This is a genomic window from Escherichia sp. KCJ4928 (assembly GCF_004352695.1).
GTDB lineage: Bacteria > Pseudomonadota > Gammaproteobacteria > Enterobacterales > Enterobacteriaceae > ECMA0423.
Map to the genome: position 1 here is coordinate 1 of NZ_SJWV01000066.1, position 20,716 is coordinate 20,716.

General features: G+C 50.0%; 18 protein-coding genes, 1 tRNA gene and 1 pseudogene. 8 read left to right on the forward strand and 12 right to left on the reverse strand.

Features of this window, described 5'->3' with window-relative positions; genetic code table 11:
• Positions 1-72: 72 nt before the first annotated feature.
• The gene (gene argF, locus E0D98_RS11930; RefSeq protein ID WP_000012907.1) at positions 73-1,077 is read right to left on the reverse strand and encodes an ornithine carbamoyltransferase; all 1,005 of its coding nucleotides are present in this window, start codon (positions 1,075-1,077) and stop codon (positions 73-75) included.
• Positions 1,078-1,238: 161 nt separating this feature from the next.
• Between argF and rraB the strand changes: the two genes are divergently transcribed.
• Entirely contained in the window at positions 1,239-1,655 is a 417-nt protein-coding gene (gene rraB / locus E0D98_RS11935; protein ID WP_000002953.1) for a ribonuclease E inhibitor RraB, read from the forward strand.
• Positions 1,656-1,700: 45 nt separating this feature from the next.
• On the opposite strand, the gene E0D98_RS11940 is transcribed toward rraB, so the two are convergent.
• Positions 1,701-2,204, reverse strand: coding sequence for a GNAT family N-acetyltransferase (locus tag E0D98_RS11940; protein WP_001059422.1), 504 nt, complete (start codon positions 2,202-2,204; stop codon positions 1,701-1,703).
• Between the two features lie 192 nt (positions 2,205-2,396).
• On the opposite strand from E0D98_RS11940, the gene E0D98_RS11945 reads away from it, so the two are divergent.
• Positions 2,397-3,593: a YjgN family protein gene (locus E0D98_RS11945; RefSeq protein ID WP_000079643.1), complete on the forward strand. Its 1,197-nt coding sequence runs from the start codon at positions 2,397-2,399 to the stop codon at positions 3,591-3,593.
• Between the two features lie 55 nt (positions 3,594-3,648).
• On the opposite strand, the gene valS is transcribed toward E0D98_RS11945, so the two are convergent.
• From valS to pepA, 3 genes are all read right to left on the reverse strand, one after another.
• Positions 3,649-6,504 carry a valine--tRNA ligase gene (valS, locus tag E0D98_RS11950; protein ID WP_000416390.1) on the reverse strand — a complete coding sequence of 952 codons (2,856 nt, stop codon included), beginning with the start codon at positions 6,502-6,504 and terminating at the stop codon, positions 3,649-3,651.
• Positions 6,504-6,947, reverse strand: coding sequence for a DNA polymerase III subunit chi (holC, locus tag E0D98_RS11955; protein ID WP_000786399.1), 444 nt, complete (start codon positions 6,945-6,947; stop codon positions 6,504-6,506). The genes valS and holC overlap by 1 nt, the downstream gene beginning before the upstream one ends.
• A 133-nt stretch (positions 6,948-7,080) precedes the next feature.
• Positions 7,081-8,592, reverse strand: a complete 1,512-nt coding sequence (gene pepA / locus E0D98_RS11960; RefSeq protein ID WP_000397144.1) for a leucyl aminopeptidase — start codon at positions 8,590-8,592, stop codon at positions 7,081-7,083.
• Between the two features lie 153 nt (positions 8,593-8,745).
• Here pepA and ytgA point away from each other — a divergent pair, with 153 nt between their 5' ends.
• The 3 genes from ytgA (at position 8,746) to lptG (ending at position 11,041) form a co-directional block, all read left to right on the forward strand.
• Complete coding sequence (ytgA, locus tag E0D98_RS27895; RefSeq protein ID WP_211180521.1) at positions 8,746-8,796, forward strand: protein YtgA; 51 nt, start codon at positions 8,746-8,748, stop codon at positions 8,794-8,796.
• Between the two features lie 62 nt (positions 8,797-8,858).
• Entirely contained in the window at positions 8,859-9,959 is a 1,101-nt protein-coding gene (gene lptF / locus E0D98_RS11965; protein WP_000584119.1) for an LPS export ABC transporter permease LptF, read from the forward strand.
• Complete coding sequence (gene lptG / locus E0D98_RS11970; protein ID WP_001295681.1) at positions 9,959-11,041, forward strand: LPS export ABC transporter permease LptG; 1,083 nt, start codon at positions 9,959-9,961, stop codon at positions 11,039-11,041. Before lptF ends, lptG begins: the two co-directional genes overlap by 1 nt.
• A gap of 118 nt (positions 11,042-11,159) precedes the next feature.
• Here the strand turns inward: lptG and E0D98_RS11975 are convergent, their stop codons facing one another.
• The 5 genes from E0D98_RS11975 to idnD form a co-directional block, all read right to left on the reverse strand.
• On the reverse strand, positions 11,160-12,662 hold the full coding sequence (locus tag E0D98_RS11975) for a helicase HerA-like C-terminal domain-containing protein (protein WP_001294550.1): 1,503 nt from the start codon (positions 12,660-12,662) through the stop codon (positions 11,160-11,162).
• 77 nt (positions 12,663-12,739) lie between these two features.
• Complete coding sequence (gene idnR / locus E0D98_RS11980) at positions 12,740-13,738, reverse strand: DNA-binding transcriptional regulator IdnR (RefSeq protein WP_001349989.1); 999 nt, start codon at positions 13,736-13,738, stop codon at positions 12,740-12,742.
• 66 nt (positions 13,739-13,804) lie between these two features.
• Positions 13,805-15,124, reverse strand: coding sequence for a gnt-II system L-idonate transporter (gene idnT / locus E0D98_RS11985; RefSeq protein WP_001128335.1), 1,320 nt, complete (start codon positions 15,122-15,124; stop codon positions 13,805-13,807).
• Positions 15,125-15,188: 64 nt separating this feature from the next.
• Positions 15,189-15,953 carry a gluconate 5-dehydrogenase gene (idnO, locus tag E0D98_RS11990; protein ID WP_000998695.1) on the reverse strand — a complete coding sequence of 255 codons (765 nt, stop codon included), beginning with the start codon at positions 15,951-15,953 and terminating at the stop codon, positions 15,189-15,191.
• Between the two features lie 23 nt (positions 15,954-15,976).
• Entirely contained in the window at positions 15,977-17,008 is a 1,032-nt protein-coding gene (gene idnD / locus E0D98_RS11995; protein ID WP_001197417.1) for an L-idonate 5-dehydrogenase, read from the reverse strand.
• A 216-nt stretch (positions 17,009-17,224) separates the two neighbouring features.
• Here idnD and idnK point away from each other — a divergent pair, with 216 nt between their 5' ends.
• Positions 17,225-17,788, forward strand: a complete 564-nt coding sequence (idnK, locus tag E0D98_RS12000; protein ID WP_000896734.1) for a gluconokinase — start codon at positions 17,225-17,227, stop codon at positions 17,786-17,788.
• Positions 17,789-17,791: 3 nt separating this feature from the next.
• Here idnK and ahr read toward each other — a convergent pair whose 3' ends face one another.
• A complete protein-coding gene (gene ahr / locus E0D98_RS12005; RefSeq protein WP_047086953.1) occupies positions 17,792-18,811 on the reverse strand; it encodes an NADPH-dependent aldehyde reductase Ahr in 1,020 nt (339 codons plus the stop codon).
• A gap of 195 nt (positions 18,812-19,006) precedes the next feature.
• Between ahr and E0D98_RS12010 the strand changes: the two genes are divergently transcribed.
• Together E0D98_RS12010 and E0D98_RS12015 are read left to right on the forward strand one after the other, a co-directional pair.
• Positions 19,007-19,091, forward strand: a tRNA-Leu gene (locus E0D98_RS12010).
• A 163-nt stretch (positions 19,092-19,254) separates the two neighbouring features.
• On the forward strand, positions 19,255-20,520 hold the full coding sequence (locus tag E0D98_RS12015) for an integrase arm-type DNA-binding domain-containing protein (RefSeq protein ID WP_001719358.1): 1,266 nt from the start codon (positions 19,255-19,257) through the stop codon (positions 20,518-20,520).
• Between the two features lie 45 nt (positions 20,521-20,565).
• Here the strand turns inward: E0D98_RS12015 and E0D98_RS27900 are convergent.
• Positions 20,566-20,716 (reverse strand): annotated as a pseudogene (locus tag E0D98_RS27900) (DUF2326 domain-containing protein); the annotation flags it as partial.

Below are 20,716 nucleotides of genomic sequence, written 5' to 3' on the forward strand. Positions count from 1 at the left end.
AACTATTACTGCATAAAATAATGTGATGCCGGGATGTTTTTGTATTTCCCGGCATCTTTATAGCGATATCAATTATTTACTGAGCGTCGCGACCATCACCGCTTTGATGGTATGCATGCGGTTTTCCGCCTGATCAAAAACAATGCTGGCGGCAGATTCGAAGACCTCATCAGTCACTTCCATTCCGCCATGTAGGCCAAACTCTTCCGCCATTTTCTTACCAAGCGTCGTCTGGTCGTCATGAAACGCGGGCAGGCAGTGGAGGAATTTGACCTCCGGGTTACCGGTCAACTGCATCATCTTGCTGTTCACCTGATAATCACGCAGTAATGCAATCCGTTCTGCCCATTTCTCTTTTGCTTCCCCCATCGACACCCATACATCGGTATAGATAAAGTCAGCACCTTCAACTCCTTTGGCTACATCTTCCGTCAGCGTAATATTCCCGCCATTTTGCTGTGCCAGGGCGCGGCATTCCGTAACCAGCGCAGCTTCCGGCCAGCATGCCTGTGGCGCGACCAGACGCAAATCCAGACCGGTAAGCGCCGCAGCTTCGAGCATCGAATTGCCCATGTTGTTACGTGCGTCACCTGCATAGACCAGCGTCATTTCGTTGAATGCTTTACCGGGTAAATGCTCCTGCATGGTGAGGAGATCCGCCAGCAACTGCGTGGGGTGAAACTCATTGGTCAGGCCGTTCCATACCGGCACGCCAGCGTATTCCGCCAGTGTTTCGACAATCTCCTGACCATAGCCGCGATACTGAATACCGTCATACATGCGACCCAGCACGCGGGCAGTGTCTTTAATCGACTCTTTATGACCAATCTGACTGCCGCTTGGGCCGAGATAAGTAACGCGAGCACCCTGGTCATATGCGGCAACTTCGAAAGAGCATCGGGTACGGGTCGAGTCTTTTTCGAAGATGAGCGCGATGTTTTTACCAGTGAGTTTGGCTTCTTCTTTGCCGCTTTTCTTATCGGCTTTCAGCTTCGCGGCTAACTGCAGCAGGCTGTTGAGTTCAGCTGGCGTGAAATCGAGTAATTTCAGGAAATGCTTATGATAAAACCCGGACATAGATCCCTCCTGTGGCTAACGCCTTAATGAATTAAAATTCAATTTATATGGGTGATTATTCATTTGCAAGTCTAAAGCATAAATCTTTGTCACAAAGGTGGAGGCAATGTCAGTGGTGTGTGACAATAAGAGTATCGGCAGGACATTAAGAGGAATGAGCCATGGCAAACCCGGAACAACTGGAAGAACAGCGTGAAGAAACACGTTTGATTATTGAAGAATTACTGGAAGATGGCAGCGATCCGGACGCGCTGTACACCATCGAACACCATCTTTCCGCAGACGATCTGGAAACCCTGGAAAAAGCAGCAGTTGAAGCGTTTAAACTCGGTTACGAAGTGACCGATCCAGAAGAGCTGGAAGTTGAAGATGGTGATATCGTGATTTGCTGCGACATCCTCAGCGAGTGCGCGTTGAATGCCGATCTGATCGATGCCCAGGTTGAACAACTGATGACGCTGGCGGAGAAATTTGACGTTGAGTACGACGGTTGGGGCACTTACTTTGAAGATCCTAACGGCGAAGACGGCGACGATGAAGATTTTGTCGATGAAGACGATGACGGGGTTCGCCACTAATTAATTGATTAAAATGCCCGATAGCACACACTAGCGGGCATTTTTTTAGAGTTCGCGTAGCATCCGCACTTCACAATCTACATGGCCCGTGCAGCCAAGTGCATAGTCGATATGTTGAAAACCTAAATGTTCATACAAACCAATCGCTTCTTTCAAAAAAGCGGTCGTTTCCAGATAGCAGCGTTTGAAGCCCATCTCTCGTGCCTGCTCCATCGCCATTAAGGCCAGTTTTTTCGCCAGCCCTTTACCGCGAATAGCCGGAAGAAAATACATCTTCTGCAGTTCGCAAATGTCCGACTCACTCCCGGTTAATGGCGCAATCCCACCGCCGCCGACCACTTCACCATCGTACTCAACCACCCAATATGCATGACCCGGCTGACTATACACTTGATACAACTCGTCCAGGTTCGGATCGGCGACGGTGTAGCCTTTATCAGCGGTAAGACCGTATTCGGCGGATACCTGACGAATGACGCGGGCGATGGCGGGATTATCCTGCTGCGTCAGGCGACGCATTACAGGTGATTGCGGCGCAATGTTATTCATAGTTTAACCCAATAAAAATAAAGTAATTATACATTTGTTTAATACCACTCTCTTCTTACGTGCGCAAGCGACTTATAAAGTAATAAAGTTTTTGCCAGCCTATTACTGATAAGAGTATTGTAACGTGGCAGAACATTTTGCTGTCTGTATATATAAATTATATCAATGGATTTTTTAATTCAGGGAATTTTTATGGCTCAAGTTATTAATGAAATGGATGTTCCGTCCCATTCGTTTGTTTTTCATGGTACAGGTGAGAGATATTTTCTTATTTGTGTGGTGAATGTGTTGTTAACGATTATAACGCTAGGTATCTATTTGCCATGGGCATTAATGAAATGTAAGCGTTATCTCTATGCTAATATGGAAGTTAACGGACAACGATTTTCTTATGGAATTACTGGTGGGAATGTTTTTGTTAGTTGTCTTGTTTTTGTTTTTTGCTATTTCGCAATCTTAATGACAGTGTCAGCAGATATGCCACTTGTTGGCTGTGTTTTGACTTTGTTACTGTTGGTTTTGCTTATATTTATGGCAGCAAAAGGACTGCGTTATCAGGCCTTGATGACCAGTCTCAACGGCGTAAGATTTAGTTTTAATTGCTCTATGAAAGGGTTCTGGTGGGTAACCTTTTTCTTGCCGATTTTAATGGCCATTGGGATGGGGACTGTTTTCTTTATCTCGACAAAGATGCTACATGCCAATAGTTCAAGTAGTGTTATTATATCTGTGGTTCTGATGGCAATAGTTGGTATTGTTTCCATTGGTATTTTTAATGGTACTTTATATAGCCTGGTAATGAGTTTTCTCTGGAGCAATACCAGTTTCGGTATACATCGTTTCAAGGTGAAATTAGATACTACGTATTGTATAAAATATGCCATTCTCGCATTTTTAGCTTTATTACCTTTTCTCGCTGTTGCTGGTTATATTATCATCGATCAAATATTAAATGCGTATGATAGTTCTGTGTATGCAAATGATGATATTGAGAATTTACAGCAATTTATGGAAATGCAACGTAAAATGATAATCGCGCAGTTAATCTATTATTTTGGGATTGCTGTTAGCACCAGTTATTTAACGGTGTCGTTGCGAAATCATTTTATGAGCAACCTGTCACTGAATGATGGGCGTATTCGTTTTCGCTCAACTTTAACGTACCACGGTATGCTTTATCGCATGTGTGCGTTGGTGGTGATATCCGGGATTACGGGCGGTCTGGCTTATCCACTGCTGAAAATATGGATGATTGACTGGCAGGCAAAAAATACGTATTTGCTGGGCGATTTGGATGACCTTCCTTTAATCAATAAAGAAGAACAACCAGATAAAGGCTTCTTAGCCAGGATTTCACGGGGAATTATGCCTTCTTTACCATTTCTGTAAGAGATAAAAAAGGCCGGAGCATGCTCCGGCCTTCGTTTTCATTACTGTGTTTTGATTACAGCGCGGCGATAACAGCCTGCTGTTCAATCAGCTTCGCTTTCGCTTCTGCATAGCCTTCCAGCTTTTCACGCTCTTTCGCGATGACCGCTTCCGGTGCGCGGGCGACAAAGCCTTCATTCGCCAGCTTGTTCTCGATACGGCTGATTTCACCTTCAATCTTCGCCACTTCTTTCGCCAGACGCGCCAGCTCATCTTCTTTGTTGATGAGGCCAGCCATCGGGATCAGCAGCTCTGCACCGTCGATGATCTTCGTAACGGAAACCGGACCTTTGTCATCGGCAGGCAGCACGGTGATGCTTTCCAGACGCGCCAGGGTTTGCAGGAAGCCACGGTTTTCATTTACGCGACGTTCTGCATCCGCGCTGCAACCACGCAGCAGCAGCTCCAGCGGTTTGCCCGGCGCGATGTTCATTTCTGCACGGATGTTACGTACCGCAACGATCGCCTGCTTCAACCACTCTGTGTCGGCCAGTGCGGCTTCATCAACCTGAGATGCATCGTACTGCGGGAACGGCTGCAGCATGATGGTGTCGGCAGTGATACCGCAAAGTACTTTCACACGCTGCCAGATGGTTTCGGTGATGAATGGAATGATCGGATGCGCGAGGCGCAGCAGACCTTCCAGCACGGTCACCAGCGTATGGCGAGTACCGCGCAGTTCGGCTTCGGTGCCACCGTTCATTACCGGCTTAGTCAGCTCCAGATACCAGTCACAGAACTGGTTCCAGGTGAACTCATACAGAATGCCTGCGGCGATATCGAAGCGGAAGCTGTCCAGCGCTTCGCGGTACGCTTTGATGGTCTGGTTGAACTCCGCCAGAATCCAGCGATCCGCCAGCGACAGCGTCATCTCGCCGCCGTTGAAGCCGCAATCCTGATCTTCGGTGTTCATCAGCACAAAGCGGCTGGCGTTCCACAGCTTGTTACAGAAGTTACGGTAACCTTCCAGGCGTTTCATATCCCAGTTGATATCGCGACCGGTAGAAGCCAGCGCCGCCAGGGTGAAGCGCAGCGCGTCAGTACCGTGCGGTTCAATACCGTTCGGGAACTGCTTCTCGGTGCGCTTACGGATTTTGTCCGCCAGCTGTGGCTGCATCATATTGCCGGTGCGTTTTTCCAGCAGTTCTGGCAGCGAAATACCGTCAACCATATCCAGTGGGTCGATAACGTTACCCTTGGATTTGGACATCTTCTGGCCTTCGTCGTCACGAATCAGACCGGTCATGTAAACAGTGTGGAACGGCACCTGCGGTTTGCCATTTTCATCTTTGATGAAGTGCATGGTCATCATGATCATGCGGGCAATCCAGAAGAAGATGATGTCGAAACCAGATACCATCACGCTGGTTGGGTGGAACTGACGCAGGGCGTCGGTGTTTTCCGGCCAGCCAAGGGTAGAGAAGGTCCACAGCGCAGAAGAGAACCAGGTGTCGAGAACGTCTTCGTCCTGACGCAGGACAACATCAGCACCGAGGTTATTTTCTTTACGCACTTCGTCTTCGTTGCGGCCAACATAAACGTTACCCGCTTCGTCATACCATGCCGGGATACGGTGACCCCACCACAACTGACGAGAGATACACCAGTCCTGAATATCGCGCATCCAGGAGAAGTACATGTTTTCGTACTGCTTCGGTACGAACTGAATGTCGCCGTTCTCAACCGCTTCAACTGCCGGTTTCGCCAGGACATCGGCACGCACGTACCACTGGTCGGTCAGCATCGGTTCGATGACCACGCCACCACGGTCGCCATAAGGAACGGTCAGGTCATGTGGTTTAATTTCTTCCAGCAGGCCGAGTGCGTCAACCGCAGCAACGACCGCTTTACGTGCAGCAAAACGCTCCAGTTTCTGGAATTCTGCGGGGATCTCGCTGGAATAAACGTCAGATTCGTTACCTTTGGTATCGAACACCTGGGCACTTTCACGGATATCGCCGTCAAAGGTCAGGATGTTGATCATCGGCAGCGCGTGACGTTTACCCACTTCATAGTCGTTAAAGTCGTGCGCCGGAGTGATTTTCACGCAGCCGGTGCCTTTTTCCATGTCGGCGTGTTCGTCGCCAACGATCGGAATACGACGGTTAACCAGCGGCAGAATGACATATTTGCCAATCAGATCTTTGTAACGCGGATCTTCCGGGTTAACGGCTACGCCAGTATCGCCCAGCAGGGTTTCCGGACGGGTAGTCGCAACCACCAGATAATCTTTACCGTCTGCGGTTTTCGCGCCGTCAGCCAGCGGATAGCGGATGTGCCACATCGAACCTTTCGATTCGCGGTTTTCCACTTCCAGGTCAGAGATAGCGGTGCGCAGTTTCGGGTCCCAGTTTACCAGGCGCTTGCCACGGTAAATCAGGTCTTCTTTATACAGACGAACGAAAACTTCTTTCACCGCATTGGACAGGCCTTCGTCCATGGTGAAGCGTTCACGCTCCCAGTCCACGGAGTTGCCGAGACGGCGCATCTGACGGGTAATGGTGCCGCCGGATTCCGCTTTCCATTCCCAGATTTTGTCGATGAAAGCTTCGCGGCCGTAGTCGTGACGGGTTTTACCTTCTTCTGCGGCAATCTTGCGCTCAACGACCATCTGGGTAGCGATCCCAGCGTGGTCAGTACCGACCTGCCACAGGGTGTTTTTGCCCTGCATGCGCTGATAGCGGATCATGGTATCCATGATGGTTTGCTGGAAGGCGTGACCCATATGCAAACTGCCGGTGACGTTCGGCGGCGGGATCATGATGCAGAAACTTTCCTGGCTTTCATCGCCATTAGGCTTAAAGTAGCCCTGCTTTTCCCAGTGCTCGTAAAGCGGCTGTTCGATATCTTGTGGGTTATATGTCTTTTCCATTATTTCCAGGTTGCCGTATTCAGGTTGAAACCAGCCACGCGGTAGGCTTTATAGCGTTCGCGCGCCAGTTGTTTCAGAGAATCTTCATAAGGAACGAAGTCTACCACTTCTGTGAAAGCGGTGGCAAAATCTGCAAAGCTTGTTCGCAGACTAATCAATATATCGCGCGGGCTGCTGCTGCGTTTTTGCGGCCAGGCGATCTCCACCGGCGCACCGCCGCGCGGTCCTTCTCCCGCTAAATTATGCGGAACAAAGCTTTCTGCCGGACGCGCCCACAGGGCTTCATCCAGCCGGTAAGCCTGCTTTTCATCTTCACAGGCGATGAGCACGCGCTTACCACTGCGCCAACGTTCTGCGGCAATTTCACACACCAGCTGCTCAACGGCGCTTAAGCCATCGACGGTGGTGTCATTGTCCAGAAGGTAGAACGTCGCGTTTTTCATAAATGGGGCTTCTTGTGGTGGATTTAAATATTGCTGCATTCCTCACCCTAAAAGATGAGCAATGAATTTCTATTGCGCTCGATCGGTTCCCTCTCCCTTAGGGAGAGGGTTAGGGTGAGGGTAAAACGCAAACTTACTCTTCGCCGTTAAACCCGGCGCGGTTTAACAGGAACTGTGCCAGCAACGCTACCGGACGACCGGTTGCGCCTTTCGCTTTACCAGAACGCCAGGCGGTACCGGCGATATCCAGGTGCGCCCAGTTGTACTTACGGGTAAAGCGTGACAGGAAGCAACCTGCGGTAATCGCCCCACCAGGACGACCGCCAATGTTCGCCATATCGGCAAAATTGGACTCCAGTTGTTCCTGATACTCGTCACCCAGCGGTAAGCGCCATGCGCGGTCACCGGATTGTTCAGACGCGGCAATCAGTTCATGGGCCAGCGGATTGTGGTTCGCCATCAGACCAGTAATGTGATGACCCAGCGCGATCACGCAGGCACCGGTCAGCGTCGCCACGTCAATCACCGCTTCCGGCTCAAAACGCTCAACGTAAGTTAACACGTCGCACAGTACCAGGCGGCCTTCAGCGTCGGTGTTGAGCACTTCAACGGTTTGACCAGACATGGTGGTTAACACATCGCCCGGACGATAGGCGCGACCGCCTGGCATGTTTTCACAACCTGCCAGCACGCCGATAACATTAATCGGCAGTTGTAGCTCCGCGACCATACGCATCACGCCGTAAACCGCCGCCGCGCCGCACATATCGTACTTCATCTCATCCATGCCTTCTGAAGGCTTGATCGAGATACCGCCGGAGTCGAAGGTTAAACCTTTACCCACCAGCACGATTGGGCGTGCATCTTCCGACGCGTTGCCTTTGTACTCAATCACCGACATCAGCGATTCGTTTTGCGAACCCTGACCGACCGCCAGATAAGAGTGCATCCCCAGCTCTTTCATCTGCTGTTCGCCGATAACGCGGGTAATGACATTCTTGCTGTAGCTGTCAGCCAGCTGGCGCGCTTGTGAAGCGAGGTAAGCGGCGTTACAGATATTCGGCGGCATATTGCCGAGATCTTTTGCTGCTTTAATCCCGGCGGCAATCGCCAGACCGTGCTGGATCGCGCGCTCACCGCTGGTCAGTTCACGGCGGGTCGGCACGTTGAACACCATCTTACGCAGCGGACGACGCGGTTCGCTCTTGTTCGTTTTCAGCTGATCGAAACTGTAGAGCGTCTCTTTTGCCGTCTCGACAGCCTGACGCACTTTCCAGTAGTTGTTACGGCCTTTAACGTGCAGTTCAGTCAGAAAGCAGACCGCTTCCATTGAGCCAGTATCATTCAGCGTATTAATGGTTTTCTGAATAACCTGCTTGTACTGACGCTCATCCAGCTCACGTTCTTTGCCGCAACCAATAAGGAGAATTCGCTCGGAAAGTACATTCGGAACATGGTGCAGCAACAATGTCTGCCCCGGTTTTCCTTCCAGTTCGCCCCGACGTAGCAGGGCGCTGATGTACCCATCGCTGATTTTATCGAGCTGTTCTGCAATCGGAGAAAGGCGACGTGGTTCGAAGACGCCCACGACGATGCAGGCACTCCGCTGTTTCTCCGGGCTACCGCTTTTTACACTAAACTCCATGCACTACGCTCCTGAATCTTAAAGACAACGGCGGTGGCTACAGATAGAATTGCAAGCTTTCGTAACTCATGTCCGCTGTTGCGATGACTTCGTGTTAATCTTAACGTTATTACGGCATTGGCACGTCAGAACAAAATCTGAGAGGTGAATCCGTTGAGTATAATTATCTTAGCGACGATTTCGACGACTCAAGAGAATAAATGACGTTTAAGCCATGAAACAAGCTAAAATCCTGCAAAAGACGAGTTTTTACGGGCGTATTTAAAGTGATAATCATAAGATATCTGGTGCGGGAGACGCTCAAAAGCCAGCTGGCGATACTCTTCATCTTGCTTTTGATCTTCTTCTGTCAAAAGTTAGTGAGGATCCTCGGCGCAGCGGTTGACGGCGATATTCCGGCGAATCTGGTGCTCTCCCTTCTCGGGTTGGGCGTGCCGGAAATGGCGCAGCTTATCCTGCCATTAAGCCTGTTCCTCGGGCTGCTGATGACGCTGGGCAAACTGTATACCGAAAGTGAAATTACGGTAATGCATGCCTGCGGCCTGAGCAAAGCGGTTCTGGTGAAAGCGGCAATGATCCTTGCGGTATTCACGGCAATCGTCGCGGCGGTTAACGTGATGTGGGCGGGACCGTGGTCATCGCGTCATCAGGATGAAGTGTTAGCAGAAGCGAAAGCGAACCCTGGCATGGCGGCGCTGGCGCAAGGGCAATTCCAGCAAGCGACTAATGGCAGTTCGGTGCTGTTCATCGAAAGCGTTGACGGCAGCGATTTCAAAGATGTGTTCCTCGCGCAAATTCGACCAAAAGGTAATGCACGTCCTTCTGTGGTGGTGGCCGATTCCGGACATTTAACCCAGCTGCGCGACGGCTCCCAGGTCGTCACTCTCAACCAGGGAACGCGCTTCGAAGGCACTGCACTGTTACGTGATTTCCGCATTACGGACTTCCAGGATTATCAGGCGATCATTGGTCACCAGACGGTGGCGCTCGACCCGAACGATACCGACCAGATGGACATGCGTACATTGTGGAACACTGACACCGATCGTGCCCGCGCAGAACTGAACTGGCGTATCACGTTGGTATTCACCGTGTTTATGATGGCACTTATGGTCGTACCGCTGAGCGTGGTTAACCCACGTCAGGGACGCGTACTGTCGATGCTGCCAGCCATGCTGCTGTATCTACTTTTCTTCCTGATCCAGACCTCCCTGAAATCGAACGGCGGTAAAGGTAAGCTGGACCCGACGCTGTGGATGTGGACCGTTAACCTGATTTATCTGGCTTTGGCGATTGTTCTCAACCTTTGGGACACCGTGCCGGTCCGCCGCCTGCGCGCCAGTTTTTCGCGTAAAGGAGCGGTGTGATGCAACCTTTTGGCGTACTTGACCGCTATATCGGTAAAACTATTTTCACCACCATCATGATGACGCTGTTCATGCTGGTGTCGCTGTCGGGCATTATCAAATTTGTCGATCAGCTGAAAAAAGCCGGGCAGGGGAGTTACGACGCGTTAGGCGCAGGAATGTATACCTTGCTGAGCGTGCCGAAAGATGTGCAAATCTTCTTCCCGATGGCGGCTCTGCTTGGGGCGTTGCTTGGTCTTGGGATGCTGGCGCAGCGCAGCGAACTGGTGGTGATGCAGGCTTCTGGTTTTACCCGTATGCAGGTGGCGCTGTCGGTGATGAAAACCGCCATTCCGCTGGTCTTGCTGACGATGGCGATTGGTGAATGGGTCGCGCCGCAGGGCGAGCAGATGGCGCGTAACTACCGTGCGCAGGCGATGTACGGCGGCTCGTTGCTCTCTACCCAGCAAGGCTTATGGGCGAAAGATGGCAACAACTTCGTCTACATTGAGCGGGTTAAAGGTGACGAAGAGTTAGGTGGCATCAGCATTTATGCCTTTAACGAGAATCGTCGTCTACAATCCGTACGCTATGCCGCTACTGCGAAGTTTGACCCGGAACATAAAGTCTGGCGTCTGTCGCAGGTTGATGAATCTGATTTGACCAATCCGAAACAGATTACCGGTTCGCAGACGGTGAGCGGCACCTGGAAAACCAACCTCACGCCAGACAAACTGGGCGTGGTGGCGCTGGACCCGGATGCACTCTCAATCAGCGGTTTGCACAACTACGTGAAGTATCTGAAGTCGAGCGGTCAGGATGCCGGACGTTATCAGCTCAATATGTGGAGCAAAATCTTCCAGCCGCTATCCGTGGCGGTGATGATGCTGATGGCGCTGTCGTTCATCTTTGGCCCACTGCGTAGCGTACCGATGGGCGTGCGTGTGGTCACCGGTATCAGCTTCGGTTTTGTCTTCTACGTACTGGACCAGATCTTCGGCCCGCTGACGTTGGTTTATGGCATCCCGCCGATCATCGGCGCACTGTTGCCAAGCGCCAGCTTCTTCTTAATCAGCCTGTGGCTGTTAATGAGAAAATCGTAACCAAGCAAGGGAGCGAAAGCTCCCTTTCACATTGTTGATAAAGTCAAATACGAGTTCGATCGGTCCCCTCGCCCCTTTGGGGAGAGGGTTAGGGTGAGGGGCACAGACCGCACCTGACTTACCTTCTTCTTCCCCCCAGCAAACTCCCCAACATCCCGCGTACAATCTGATTCGTCACCTGGCGGGCGGCGCTTTTCGCCATTGTTTGCACCACACCATCTTTCTTCCCGCCGCGTGGTCCGGTAGTGCCAAACAAAATATCCTTTAATCCACCAAGAATGCCGTCATCCACCGCCACCTCTTTCCCTTTCGCGGGGGGATTATTTTGCTGCTCGGCGCTTGCCTGTACGCCTTTTTGCAACATCTCATAGGCGGATTCCCGGTCCACCTCATCCTCGTACTTGCCATACACCGGAGAGTGATTAATCAAGCCATTACGCTCATCTTCCGTCACCGGTCCCATCCGCGAACAAGGCGCAATCACCATCGCCCGTTCCACCACTGAAGGACTTCCTTTCACATCAAGAAACGAGATTAACGCCTCGCCGGTCCCCAGTTCCTGGATTGCCTTTTCGGTATCAAATGCCGGATTGGCCCGCATGGTTTGCGCCGCAGCTTTTACCGCTTTCTGATCTTTGGGCGTAAAAGCACGCAAAGCGTGTTGAACGCGATTACCGAGCTGCCCGAGCACATTATCCGGAATATCAGACGGGTTTTGCGAAACGAACCAGACGCCTACGCCTTTTGAGCGAATAAGCCGTATCACCTGCTCAATCTTATCCAGCAGTACCTGCGGTGCATCGTTAAACAGCAGATGTGCCTCGTCGAAGAAAAACACCAGTTTTGGTTTCTCCAGATCGCCTGCTTCCGGCAATTGTTCATACAACTCTGAAAGCATCCACAGCAGGCTGGCGGCGTACAGTTTCGGCATCTGATAAAGCTTCTCGGCGCTGAGGATATTGATAACGCCTTTACCGTTGGTATCGGTGCGCATCCAGTCTTTGATATCCAGCATCGGCTCGCCAAAGAAGTGTGCTGCGCCTTGCTGTTCCAGCGATAACAGCCCGCGCTGGATGGCACCAACCGATGCGCTACTAATATTACCGTACTGATTCTGGAAAGATTTGGCGTTATTGCCGATGTACTGGGTAATCGCCCGCAAATCTTTAAAGTCGAGCAGTAACAGCCCCTGATCGTCAGCAATGCGGAAGATGATATTCAGCACGCCAGATTGCACATCGTTGAGATTCAACAGCCGCGCCAGCAACAGCGGCCCCAGGTCTGAAACCGTCGCCCGCACCGGATGGCCTTTCTCGCCAAAGATATCCCACACCACCACCGGATTGGCATGCGGTTGCCAGTCATTGACGCCGATATTTTTAAGCCTTGCGAGCAGTTTTTCCGACGCCGTTCCTGCCTGCGCGATACCGGTCAGATCGCCTTTCACATCAGCCATAAACACCGGCACGCCGATTTCCGACAATGACTCCGCCAGTTTTTGCAGCGTAACGGTTTTACCCGTCCCCGTTGCGCCAGTAATCAGCCCGTGACGGTTAGCCATTCCCGGCAGTAAAAACAGTTCTGTGTCCGGCGTGCGGGCAATTAACAGGGGTTCGCTCATGAGATTTCCTCCAGTTTCCTGCCTGGAGTATAGGCAACGTCCGGCAAAGAGAATACGTGTAATGAAGAGAAAATAACCTAAAGCGTGTTGCCTTGATAAATCTGATACCCGAGGTCAACAGTGTTGTGGTTGTGATCGTTATTTTTAATTTTGCTCAGCAACATTTGGGCGGCCATCCGACCAATATCAAAACGGGGAGTAATTACGCTGGCGAGGCTTGGGATCATTTGCCTGCCAATCTCCAGCCCATGAAAACCCGCAATGGAAATTTGTTCTGGCACGGCGAGGTTTCGCTCGCGGCACAGCAGAAGCGCACCCATCGCAATATCGTCATTGGTGCAAAATACACCGTCTAAATCCGGGTTTGCGCTAAGGGCATCACGCATTAACTGCATTCCTAAATGAATGGATGAGATGGCGCGTGGATTCATGCGTAATGGGGAAAGATTATGCAGCATCATCGCATCGCAATACCCCTGATAACGCTGTTCATCGCGGGTGTCATCTTTGGAACCGAGATACAGAATTTTGTGCCTGACTCGCTTCTCCAGCATGGTACACACCATGTCAAAAGCGGCCTGCCGATTATCAAAACCGACCTCCATATCCAGCCGTTCTCCCTGTACATCCATCAATTCCACGACCGGAATGGTGGCTGAACGCAGAAATTTCACCGTCCTGATGGTGTGATATTTTTCCGAAAGTATAATCCCGTCAATGTTATAAGAGAGCAGGTTAATCACCGACTCTTCTTCGGAATCGCGATCGTAATTGTAATTAGCAATAAGGGTCTGATAATTATGCTCAGAGGTGACGGATTCTATTCCCGCGAGAATGTCAGCGAAGAGTTGATTTTGAAATGACGGAATCAAGATACCAAGGGTATAACTTTGTGCATTCAACAACATGCCGGGAGCGCGATTAGGGATATAATTGATCTCTTCCATAATTTTGGCGATGCGCTCGCCTGTTTCCTTTGCCACCTTTTTCGGCGAGCGGATATAACGACTCACGGTCATTTTTGTTACGCCAGCCAGCGTAGCGATATCCTGTAAAGAAATTCTGTGATTGCGCATAACTTCTCCCAACGTCGGGGGAATCTTCAATCTTCCCCCGAAACTACATCACAATATTTTATTCTTTCAGTGCAATACGGCGTTAATGGCTAACACGCCCAGCAAACCCATAATAGAAATAAGGGTTTCCATCACCGTCCAGGTACGCAACGTTTCACCAACCGTCAGATTAAAATACCCTTTAAATAGCCAGAAGCCAGGGTCGTTTACGTGTGACGCGATCACGCTGCCCGCACCGGTTGCCAGTACCATTAAAGCGGGATCGGCATGGGTAACGTTGATAATCGGCAACACCACACCCGCGGTGGTAATGGCCGCGACGGTGGCAGAGCCCAGAGCGATACGCAACAGCGCCGCAACAGTCCAGCACATCAATAACGGCGAAAGCGTAGTTCCGGTCATTAAGTGTGAAATATAGTGCCCGACACCGCTATCTACTAATACCTGCTTAAACGCGCCGCCGCCAGCGATAATAAACACAATCATCGCGATAGCGCCTATAGAATCCCCAATGATATCCATGATTTGCTCGATGGTGCGTCCATTACGTCGGCCCAGTGTGAAAATCGCAATAACAATGGCAATAAACAGCGCAACGGCAGGGTTACCGACAAATTCAAAGAAGAGGCGCACGGTGTTAGTTTTCGGTAACGTAATTTCACAAACGGCGGCGATAGCCATCAGGATGACCGGGATCACGGCAGCGAAAATACTGTTCCAGAAGGAGGGCATCTCCTCTTCGCTAAACAGATGAGGATTAAATAAGCCTTCCGGTGGTGCTTTCTCAAAGCGAGTTAGCAGTTTAGAAAACAGCGGTCCTGCGACAATAACTGTCGGAATGGTAATGATAAATCCATACAGTAAAGTCGTTCCGAGATTAGCCTCAAAGATAGTCGCGATGGCAGTAGGCCCTGGATGTGGCGGCAGAAAACAGTGGGTTACAGAGAGCGCTGCTACCATTGGTACGCCAACATACAACAGGGGTAATCCTGATGATGCTACGATGGTAAATACCAACGGCAACAGCAGGACAAAACCCACTTCAAAAAACATGGCGAGGCCCACAACCAGACCGGTGATCACTAGCGCCCATTGCACGCGTTTTTTACCAAAAGTAGCAATCAGCGTAGTGGCGATACGTTGTGCCGCACCCGTATCAGAAATCAGCTTGCCTAACATGGCCCCGAAACCGAGAATCATTGCCAGCCCGCCGAGCGTGCTGCCGATACCATTTTGTATAGAGTGCAGGACGGCCTGTGCATCCATCCCTTCGGCAAATCCGACGACGGCAGCTACCAGAACGAGGGCAATAAAGCCGTTAACTTTAAAGCCGATCATCAGGATAAGAAGCAGCGCGACGCCTGCCGCAATAATGATTAATGGCATAGTCTTTATCTCTTATTAGTGCCAGAAAAGCAGCGCTTTCGCGCTGCACGTAGGGTAGTAGGTGTTAAACAGCCACTAACATGCCGCCATCAACAAACAACAGGTGGCCGTTTACGAAATCAGAGGCTTTTGAAGAAAGGAACACCGCAGCACCAATCAGTTCCTGCGGATCTCCCCAGCGTGCGGCGGGGGTCCGTTTGCACAACCAGGCGGTGAAGGCTTCGTCCTCAACCAGTGCTTTAGTCATTTCTGTTTTGAAATAGCCCGGCGCAATACCGTTGACCTGAATATTGTGGCGCGCCAGCTCGACGCACATGCCGCGGGTGAGCATTTTTACCGCCCCTTTCGATGCGGCATAAGGGGTGATGGTGTCACGTCCCAGTTCGCTTTGCATCGAGCAAATATTAATAACTTTACCTGCCTTGCGTTCAACCATGTGACGAGTTACCGCTTGCGATACCAGGAACACGGCGGTCTGGTTTACTGCGATCACATCATTCCACTCTTGTTCAGGGAACTCAGTAAAAGGATGACGGCGCTGGATACCGGCGTTATTCACCAGCACATCAATGGGGCCGATGTCCTTTTCGATATGTTCAACGGCGGCATCAATTTCATGTTTATGAGTAACATTAAAAGGTGCGGCAACGGCCTGAATACCCTCCTGGTGGAGTTTTTCTACAGCAAGTTCTGCGCGTTCGGCAGTAATATCATTAATAATTATTTGTGCGCCATATTTACCCAGGCCGGTTGCCAGTAAAAAGCCAATGCCCTGTGCTGAACCGGTAATCAAGATATTTTTTCCTGCCAGTGAAAATAGATCGTTCATTGTATTATTCCTTTATTTATCTCTTAGAAAACAAGCTGGACTTTTGCTGCCTGGGTTTTATCACCGGCGAAACGTAGCGCCTCTTCCAGGTCAGTGAAGGGATATTCAGCACTCAGTAAAGGCAGTGGATTGATAACGCCATTCGCCAGCCATGACACTGCGGTATTAAATTCGCTGGTAAAACGGAAAGAGCCTCTGAGTGAAATCTCCTTACCAATCAACGTCATCATTGGGAATTCTGCCATCACGCCTCCCATACCTACCTGCACCATTACGCCGCGTGCACGAGTGACCTCCAGACAGGTATTCACTGATGAAGGATGACCGGACACTTCAAAGCTGACATCGAAATAGCCTTTTTCCGCTTTCCAGTGATCCATGTCGTCGTTTTGTGGGTTTACGAGCACATCCGCCCCCATCTCTTTGCCCAGCGAAAGGGAACGGGGACTCACATCAGCACAGACAATTTCCGCGGCCCCCAGTGTTTTCACTGCACTGACAATCAGGCAGCCAATGGGTCCAACACCGGAAATAAATACTCGCTTGCCCTGTAACTCGCCGGCCTGATGTGCGGCATGAATCGCGACGGCTAAAGGTTCGGCAAAAGCCATAACCTTTTCGTCAGCTTTGGCCGGATAAGGGACACATTGCGACGTTTCGACCATTTTATAACGGGTAAAACCACCATCAACATGAGGGAAATACATGGCACTGCCAAAAAAACGCATCTCTGTACACTGATTCTCGTTATGTTCAATGCAGTATTTGCAGTGACCGCACGGTTTAGACGGATTAATGGCTACCGTTTGCCCTTCATGTAATTCTGATGAGTCGCTATGAATAACTTTACCGATAACTTCATGACCTAACACCATCGGTGCCTTTATCATGAAATTACCTACTTTTCCTTCCTGATAATAATGTAAATCGGAACCGCAAATTCCACCTCGGGTTATTTGTACTAATGTTCCATTATTATTCCAATCTATCGTCTGCTCGGTAACGGCAACAGTTTTCTTGCCCGCAACAACGCAGGACTGTGTTTTCACTTGCATAAATTCCTCACTGGTCAGGTAGACACCTCGGAAGCATTTAAGCGGTTTTAATTGTCATTATTTGTGATGAAGATCACGTCAGAAAATTGTTACATTACTATGTTACGCATAACGTGATGTGCCTTGTAATTCTTATCAGCAGAAATAAAAAAACGTGAAATTATTATGCCACCAGGCGTAGTATCGCAGCAGGTAAGATGATTCAGGAGATTTTAAATGGCGGGTGAAAGCTTTATTTTGATGGGCGTTTCAGGGAGTGGTAAAACATTAATTGGTAGCAAGGTTGCCGCGTTATTATCTGCTAAATTTATTGATGGTGACGATCTTCATCCAGCCAAAAATATAGATAAAATGTCGCAGGGTATTCCATTATCTGATGAAGATCGACTTCCCTGGCTGGAACGCTTAAATGATGCTTCATACAGTCTTTATAAAAAGAATGAAACAGGATTTATTGTCTGTTCATCATTAAAAAAACATTATCGTGATATTTTACGCAAGGGTAGCCCCCATGTTCATTTCCTCTGGTTAGATGGCGACTATGAAACTATCCTCGCGCGAATGCAGCGTCGGGCTGGGCATTTTATGCCGGTAGCGTTACTAAAAAGTCAGTTTGAGGCGCTGGAGCGTCCACAAGCAGATGAACAGGATATTGTGCGCATTGATATCAACCATGATATTGCCAATGTCACCGAACAATGTCGGCAGGCTGTGCTGGCGATACGACAAAACAGAATATGTGCGAAAGAGGGCAGCGCCTCAGATCAGCGCTGCGAATGATTTTCAAAAATCGGCTTTCAACACCACGCGGTAACGCGCCTTACCGTCGCGCACATGCTGGATGGCGTCGTTAATTTTCGACATCGGGAACAGTTCGGTTGTCGGCGCAACCTTGCTGCGGGCGGCAAAGCGCATCAGCTTACGCAGTTCATAAGGCGTGCCGGTAGCAGAGCCAGAGACGCTGCGATCGCCCGCAATTAACGTAAAGGCCGGAACAGACAGCGGCGTGAGAACCGCACCGACAGTGTGGAAATTACCGCCGTACGTCAGCGCCTCAAAATAAGGCTGCCAGTCGAGGCTGACGTTCACGGTATTGATAATGAGATCAAACTGCCCCGCCAGTGCTTTCAGTGCCTGCGGATCGCGGCTATTCACCACTTTATCGGCACCCATCGCCAGCAATTCCTGCTCTTTCGCCGGATTAGAACTAAAGGCCGTCACCTCACATCCCATTGCGTGCAGAAGTTTTATAGCGATATGCCCCAGCCCGCCAATACCAATTACCCCAACGCGGCTGGTAGCAGTGATATGGTGCATCAACAGTGGTTTAAAGACCGTGATACCGCCGCACAACAGCGGCCCGGCAGATTCAATGTCGATATTTTCCGGCAGTGGAATAACCCATTGCCAGTCTACACGCAACTTCTCGGCAAAACCTCCGCGATTCATAATTGTTGGCACCGCACCTTGCTCACAGTTGATCTGATTTCCGCTAATACAGGCGTCGCAGTGACCACAGCTACGCGCTGTCCAGCCAATCCCGACACGCTGACCGACCTGCAAACCTTTATCCTGCACGGCACTCCCGAGCGCCACCACGCGACCAATCACCTCATGCCCGGCAACCAGCGGATATTGTGAAAATCCCCATTCGTTATCGATCATCGACAGATCGGAATGGCAGATCCCGCAGTAATCCACCTGCACTTCAACATCTTGTGGCTTCAGCTCACCGGGATCGTACTCATAAACTTCCAGTTCGCCGCCCGCTTCTTTTGCGGCATAGCTTTTTATCATTGACATTTTTTGGTCCTTCTCTGGTGTGGTCTGGGAAGTGTAGAGCATGGCAGGGCGGGGTGCATGGAGTGTGACAAAGGTTACACATCGCTGTACGCAATGCTGAAAATTTCAGCACTTAGCGAGATGCGAGCAAGCTGGCGCTTGCATGGTGGCGTGCGACAGGTATAATCCACAACGTTTTCCGCATACCTCTTCAGTGCCGAAGTGGCGAAATCGGTAGACGCAGTTGATTCAAAATCAACCGTAGAAATACGTGCCGGTTCGAGTCCGGCCTTCGGCACCATTAGTACTTCCAAGACCATCCGAGAAAGTCCAAATATCCCTTGAAAATCAATGCTTGCAGCGATTTTTACGTCCTGCGTCTTCCGAGGTTGTCCGTTGAAATCCGGATGTCATTGGGGGCATAATTGGGGGCATCTTAACTTCGATTAGAAATGTGCCCCCAAATGAAGCTCAACGCCAGACAGGTCGAGACTGCAAAGCCAAAAGACAAAACCTACAAAATGGCCGATGGTGGCGGTTTGTATCTTGAGGTTTCGGCTAAAGGTTCCAAATACTGGCGAATGAAATACAGACGTCCCTCTGACAAAAAAGAGGATCGCCTCGCTTTTGGTGTTTGGCCTACTGTGACACTTGCTCAGGCAAGAGCAAAACGCGATGAAGCTAAAAAGCTTTTAGTACAGGGCATAGACCCAAAAGTCGTACAAAAAGAAGCCCAGGCCGAGAATTCGGGGGCATATACTTTTGAAACTATCGCCCGAGAATGGCATGCCAGTAACAAGCGCTGGAGTGAAGACCATCGATCGCGCGTTCTTCGCTATCTTGAGCTTTATATCTTCCCTCATATCGGTTCGTCCGACATTCGGCAGCTTAAAACCAGCCACCTGTTAGCCCCGATTAAAAAAGTTGATGCCAGTGGCAAACACGATGTCGCTCAGCGCCTGCAACAGCGCGTCACGGCCATTATGCGTTATGCCGTACAGAACGATTACATCGACTCAAATCCCGCCAGCGATATGGCCGGTGCGCTATCGACAACCAAAGCGCGACATTACCCTGCTTTACCTTCTAGCCGGTTCCCTGAGTTTCTTGCACGTCTTGCTGCATATCGTGGTCGTGTAATGACACGGATCGCGGTCGAGCTTTCCTTACTAACTTTTGTGCGTTCCAGTGAGTTACGTTTCGCGCGTTGGGATGAATTCGACTTCGATAAATCTCTTTGGCGCGTACCTGCAAAGCGTGAAGAAATCAAAGGTGTGCGTTACTCGTATCGTGGTATGAAAATGAAAGAAGAACATATAGTTCCTCTTAGTCGGCAGGCGATGGCTTTGTTAGAGCAACTTAAGCAGATTAGTGGTGATAAAGAGCTGCTGTTCCCAGGGGATCACGACGCGGCCAAAGTTATGAGTGAGAACACAGTAAATAGCGCCTTGCGTGCGATGGGGTATGACACGAAAACCGAGGTCTGTGGGCATGGATTTAGGACGATGGCGCGTGGTGCGCTTGGTGAATCAGGATTATGGAGCGATGATGCGATAGAACGGCAGTTGAGTCATACAGAGCGTAACAATGTGCGTGCAGCATATATTCATACCTCTGAGCATTTAGACGAACGTAGATTAATGGTTCAATGGTGGGCTGATTATTTAGATATGAATAAAGTTAATCCTTTGACTCCTTATGAGTTTGCACAAAAAAGTAAAACGGAGTAGTTTTTTTATTAAAAAGTACGAGGTTATTAACCTCGTACTACTGTTTTATTTCTCTTGATACTGACGGCCTAAAAATCTATGAGATTTAGTTAAAGTTGCCCTTCTGTATTCCTTAATGTCTAGTTTTAACTCATCCTTTCCTATTTCATTAAGTTTATCTATGTTTAGCGTCAAAATGTATTGCGCATCTTCCAGA

What these genes read in the sequence shown, in the direction of transcription:
- argF (WP_000012907.1), bottom strand. Translation starts at nt 1,077, where the DNA reads ATGTCCGGGTTTTATCATAAGCATTTCCTGAAATTACTCGATTTCACG.
- rraB (WP_000002953.1), top strand. Translation starts at nt 1,239, where the DNA reads ATGGCAAACCCGGAACAACTGGAAGAACAGCGTGAAGAAACACGTTTG.
- E0D98_RS11940 (WP_001059422.1), bottom strand. Translation starts at nt 2,204, where the DNA reads ATGAATAACATTGCGCCGCAATCACCTGTAATGCGTCGCCTGACGCAG.
- E0D98_RS11945 (WP_000079643.1), top strand. Translation starts at nt 2,397, where the DNA reads ATGGCTCAAGTTATTAATGAAATGGATGTTCCGTCCCATTCGTTTGTT.
- valS (WP_000416390.1), bottom strand. Translation starts at nt 6,504, where the DNA reads ATGGAAAAGACATATAACCCACAAGATATCGAACAGCCGCTTTACGAG.
- holC (WP_000786399.1), bottom strand. Translation starts at nt 6,947, where the DNA reads ATGAAAAACGCGACGTTCTACCTTCTGGACAATGACACCACCGTCGAT.
- pepA (WP_000397144.1), bottom strand. Translation starts at nt 8,592, where the DNA reads ATGGAGTTTAGTGTAAAAAGCGGTAGCCCGGAGAAACAGCGGAGTGCC.
- lptG (WP_001295681.1), top strand. Translation starts at nt 9,959, where the DNA reads ATGCAACCTTTTGGCGTACTTGACCGCTATATCGGTAAAACTATTTTC.
- E0D98_RS11975 (WP_001294550.1), bottom strand. Translation starts at nt 12,662, where the DNA reads ATGAGCGAACCCCTGTTAATTGCCCGCACGCCGGACACAGAACTGTTT.
- idnR (WP_001349989.1), bottom strand. Translation starts at nt 13,738, where the DNA reads ATGCGCAATCACAGAATTTCTTTACAGGATATCGCTACGCTGGCTGGC.
- idnT (WP_001128335.1), bottom strand. Translation starts at nt 15,124, where the DNA reads ATGCCATTAATCATTATTGCGGCAGGCGTCGCGCTGCTTCTTATCCTG.
- idnO (WP_000998695.1), bottom strand. Translation starts at nt 15,953, where the DNA reads ATGAACGATCTATTTTCACTGGCAGGAAAAAATATCTTGATTACCGGT.
- idnD (WP_001197417.1), bottom strand. Translation starts at nt 17,008, where the DNA reads ATGCAAGTGAAAACACAGTCCTGCGTTGTTGCGGGCAAGAAAACTGTT.
- idnK (WP_000896734.1), top strand. Translation starts at nt 17,225, where the DNA reads ATGGCGGGTGAAAGCTTTATTTTGATGGGCGTTTCAGGGAGTGGTAAA.
- ahr (WP_047086953.1), bottom strand. Translation starts at nt 18,811, where the DNA reads ATGTCAATGATAAAAAGCTATGCCGCAAAAGAAGCGGGCGGCGAACTG.
- E0D98_RS12015 (WP_001719358.1), top strand. Translation starts at nt 19,255, where the DNA reads ATGAAGCTCAACGCCAGACAGGTCGAGACTGCAAAGCCAAAAGACAAA.